Here is a 3,913-nt window from a genome sequence, read left to right as displayed (position 1 = left end):
GAATTCGATCGGCATCCGGGCCGGCCTTTCAACCGGAGCACGCCGCAAGCGGCCAGTGATCCGGGGCGTCAAGGTGCGCAATCTGGGCCTTGCCGGCATCATGGCACTCTGCGTGGACAGCCCGACGATCGAGGACATTGATGGCTACAATATCGTGACACCGGCGGTTGCCGAGTTTGGCGACACTGTCTACATCGCGGCATGCCGCAAACCGATCGTGCGCAACATCCGCTCGACGAAGTGCAAGCGCGACGGCGTGGTGTTGACCTATACCGGCAACCTCAACACGACCGATATCCTCGTAGATGGGGTGATTGCGGATGGCCATTTGGACAGCCCTTCCGCCGGCGTCTGGGTCGAAATGACTGGCGCCAGGGACCCGCGCGGCGTCATCACCAATGTCATCGTGAACGACTGCCTTGAGGGTGTTGCGCTTACCGACGCGAACAGCGAAATCGTGCTGTCGAACGTCAAGGCGATCGGCAACCGGCTGTCAGGCAATGCGGCCGGCAACGTCTTCGGCGTGCAGATCCAGTCCGGCCGCCTCGACCACTGGTACATCGACCGCTTCAATACCGCGCTGCAGCTCGAACCTAACGGCGAATACCAATTCGCCCTAAGCGCGCAAGTCGGCTCCTTCACGGTGGGCGAGACTGTGACGGGAGGCACATCGGCGTCAACGGGTACGCTGCGCTTTCAGCATGTCGAAATCGTCATCACCGGATCGACGCTCGACTATGAGCTTGGCGAGACGGTCACCGGGGGCACGTCGGGCGCAATCGGGACACTGGTCGACTTCTTCGCCAACGTACTGCGTGTTCTGCCAGTCAGCGGAACCTTCCAGGCGGCCGAGACGATAACTGGCGGCACCACGCTGACCGTTAAGACAGCCAGCACGGTGACGCGGCGAATATACGTACGCGGTTCCCCGGGCATCTTCACGGCAGGCGAGACGGTTACGGGCGGCACGTCCGGCGCAACGGCGACGATTGCAGCACCTTACCAGACGTTGCTGGCGATCGGCCCTGGCACGCTGATGAACTGCTCGACCGATGCCATCGTCGTTGCGAACGTCGTCAGCCCGGCAAGTCTTAGCCTCACCGGCATCAGAGGCAACACGCAGTCGCATGGTATCCGCTTCAACCTGGCGGCGGGTCAGAGGCTGCGCAAGGTCAGCGTGCGCGATTTCGCGCTGAAGAATGTGACTTCTACCGGGATCATGTTCCGCGTCACCACAGGAGGCACGATCGACGAAATGCTGGTCGACGGCCTCGACCTCTCCGAATGGGTCGGTGACGGCACCGGAGCCTCGATCACCGCTGGCATCGTGACGCGGTTCATCGGCGGCGACAATCCGGGACTCCAGGGAACGACGAGCGTTCCGATCAACCTGACCGTCAACACGACGCTGACCGGTCTGCACAACCGCGCACTTTGCCACAACAACGGCGCCGGCGCGGCAAGGACGCATACGCTGCCGCCTGCGGTGCCAGGCTTGCGCATCGACTTTGCTGATGTCCACTCGACCCATGTCATGAACCTCGATCCCAACGGGACAGACACACTCAAGGGAGGCGGGGCCGGAAAATACCTGATCCTCGATCCGGGCGAACGCGTGGTGCTGGAAGCTTATGCAACCGGATTGTGGGTAGTCAGTTCGGCCATCGGTTGGGCTGGGGATTTTGAGCCATAAACGAAAGGTCTAATTGTACCCGAGCAGATGGCGAAGCCCAACTATCGGCAGATAGACGGTCCAAATCATTCCGATGGCGGCGGCAACACCAAGGCCAATCGCGGGAGCCCAAGCCTTCCATTGCATCTGGAGCCTCGCTGCTAATTCGGTCAAACTGTCTTCCATGGACGAATTCTTCCCAAGTTGATTCGAGAGGCGAAAATGCCAGTGAACGCCAAGACTGCCGCGCTTGCAATCGCTGCAAGTGTTTGCATCGCTGGTTTAGCCTATTCCAGCGGTCATAAGGCCGGTCGCGTTTCTCAACTGAAAGACACCGTCACGGCTTACAACCGCCGCATGGGGATTAATGACAACGCCAACAGCCTCGGCCGCGTCGATCTCTGCCTCGAGCTCGGTGGCCTACTTGATGAGTGCGAGCGGCTAGACCGCTGATCTGCTCAACCGGCTGATTTTTCAGCCTCCAACCTTCTTTGCCAAACTGAACAACTGCCCATCAGGGCGGAAAGGTACTAGCCATGGATCGCAACTTCGCGCGGGCGCTTGCGCTCGTTCTGAAATCTGAAGGCCTCTGGTCGGACAACCCGGCTGATCCCGGCGGCGCTACCATGAAAGGCGTCACGCTTGCCAATTTCCGCCGCTACGTAAGGGCCGACGCCACCAAAGTTGACCTAAGGAAGATCAGCGATGCCCAAGTGGCGACTGTTTATCGCCGGTTCTACTGGGATGCCACGGCCGGTGCCCAGCTTCCCGGCGGCGTCGACTACGCCGTTTTTGATTTCGCGGTCAACTCTGGGCCGGCTCGGGCTGCCAAGTACCTTCAGGCGGTTGTGGGCGTCAGGCAGGACGGTCGCATCGGTCCGGCCACCATTGCAGCCGTAAAGGCCAAACCGGCCGGCGTTGTCATCGACGCGTTGTGCGACAAACGCCTAGGCTTCCTGAAGCGTCTTCCGACATGGAAAACTTTCGGCCGGGGCTGGTCCGACCGCGTGCAGTCAGTGCGCTCCGAAGCGCTGAAGCTGTCGGCATTGCCCGACACTCCGCCGCCGGTGACTGTTGAGGTGAAGGTACCGGTCGACAAACCTGTTGTTCCCGAAAAGGTCGAACAGAAGGTCAAGGAGAAATCTGGGTTCCTGTCCTGGCTGACCGGTCTCTTCGGCTCCGGCGCCATCGGCCTCGGCTGGCTTGCTGGCATGGACTGGCAAGCCGTCCTGGCTGGCGGTGTGGTCCTGCTGGTGTTCCTGCTGGTCCTGCTCCTGCTTCGCTCACAGATCGTCTCTGCGGTGCGCCAGATCAAGGCGGAGGTCGCGGAGTGATGTCCGCCCTCCTCGCTGCTCTCATCGCTCAGTTGTGGCCGTACCTCCTTGCCGGCGCGGCCGGGCTCGTCGCGCTCTTGCGAGCCTATGCCATGGGCAAGGCGAAGAACCAGGCGAAGCAGGACGCAGCCGACGCCGCGGCGCGCACCGAAGGACAGAAGATCGACGATGCAGTTGCCGGCCGTGCGCCGGATAAGAATCGAGGGAGGCTGGCCAAATGGTCAAGGCGATAGCTTGGATGTGCTTCGTTACGCTCGCCGGCTGCACCACGGTCGGCGGATCATTCTGCGCCATTGAGCATCCCATCCGATTGGCGAGGGCAGAAGTTCAGACGCTCTCGGATACCTCGATCACCGCAATACTGGCGCACAATGAAAAGGGCGCCAAGCTCTGCGGTTGGAAAGCCTGATATGGCAACTTCGGCAAACAAAAGCCTGGAAATGATGATCGGCGGGCTCTTGGAAGCCACGCAGAACATGCAGCGCGACATCACGGAGATCCGACGCGACATCAAGGACAGCGATTCCCGCGCCGCCTTAAGCTACGAACAATCCGAACAGCGCGCGGCCGCCAGCCGGTCCAAAATGTATGCCAAGACCGACGAGCTGGTCGACCGTGTGGCGGCCACAGAAACGGCTGTCAGCAAGCTCAACGACGACATGACTGGAGTTAAAGCGGTCACTGCCGAGGTGACCCGGTGGAAGCTGATGGGGCTCGGCGCCTTGGGCGTTACGGGCATGGCCGCCGCTGCTCTGGCTTCCCTCGTTACCGCATACTGGCACGACATCTGGCGCGTACTGCGAGGCGGATAATTACTTCTCACACCCGATGCCATCGTGGTCGCCGTCCAGTTTGTTTGGATCGGCCCCGGTGATCTTCACGGGACCTGCAACAACTGGATTACTGC

The 3,913-nt window shown here is 61.0% G+C and carries 7 protein-coding genes; 6 read left to right on the top strand and 1 reads right to left on the bottom strand.

All coding sequences use genetic code 11. The annotated features are described in order from the left end of the window. The 6 genes from EOB49_RS28695 to EOB49_RS28670 all read left to right on the top strand — a co-directional run. Positions 1-1,693 (top strand): right-handed parallel beta-helix repeat-containing protein (locus EOB49_RS28695; RefSeq protein ID WP_206526151.1); only part of this gene is annotated, 1,693 nt, incomplete at its 5' end. A 207-nt stretch (positions 1,694-1,900) separates the two neighbouring features. Further along, positions 1,901-2,125 carry a hypothetical protein gene (locus tag EOB49_RS28690; RefSeq protein ID WP_127382959.1) on the top strand — a complete coding sequence of 75 codons (225 nt, stop codon included), beginning with the start codon at positions 1,901-1,903 and terminating at the stop codon, positions 2,123-2,125. An 83-nt stretch (positions 2,126-2,208) separates the two neighbouring features. Continuing rightward, a complete protein-coding gene (locus EOB49_RS28685) occupies positions 2,209-3,006 on the top strand; it encodes a glycosyl hydrolase 108 family protein (RefSeq protein WP_127382958.1) in 798 nt (265 codons plus the stop codon). Next, positions 3,006-3,239: a hypothetical protein gene (locus EOB49_RS28680; RefSeq protein ID WP_127382957.1), complete on the top strand. Its 234-nt coding sequence runs from the start codon at positions 3,006-3,008 to the stop codon at positions 3,237-3,239. The genes EOB49_RS28685 and EOB49_RS28680 overlap by 1 nt, the downstream gene beginning before the upstream one ends. Next, complete coding sequence (locus EOB49_RS28675; protein WP_127382956.1) at positions 3,224-3,415, top strand: hypothetical protein; 192 nt, start codon at positions 3,224-3,226, stop codon at positions 3,413-3,415. The genes EOB49_RS28680 and EOB49_RS28675 overlap by 16 nt, the downstream gene beginning before the upstream one ends. A gap of 1 nt (position 3,416) precedes the next feature. Further along, on the top strand, positions 3,417-3,818 hold the full coding sequence (locus EOB49_RS28670) for a DUF1515 family protein (RefSeq protein WP_127382955.1): 402 nt from the start codon (positions 3,417-3,419) through the stop codon (positions 3,816-3,818). Here EOB49_RS28670 and EOB49_RS38050 read toward each other — a convergent pair whose 3' ends face one another. Next, complete coding sequence (locus EOB49_RS38050) at positions 3,819-3,887, bottom strand: excalibur calcium-binding domain-containing protein (RefSeq protein ID WP_245472867.1); 69 nt, start codon at positions 3,885-3,887, stop codon at positions 3,819-3,821. Between the last annotated feature and the right edge of the window lie 26 nt (positions 3,888-3,913).

It is taken from the genome of Mesorhizobium sp. M7A.F.Ca.MR.148.00.0.0, assembly GCF_003997735.1.
GTDB lineage: Bacteria > Pseudomonadota > Alphaproteobacteria > Rhizobiales > Rhizobiaceae > Mesorhizobium.
Note: the sequence above shows the minus strand (reverse complement) of the source record. Positions and strands in the feature narration are given on the sequence as shown.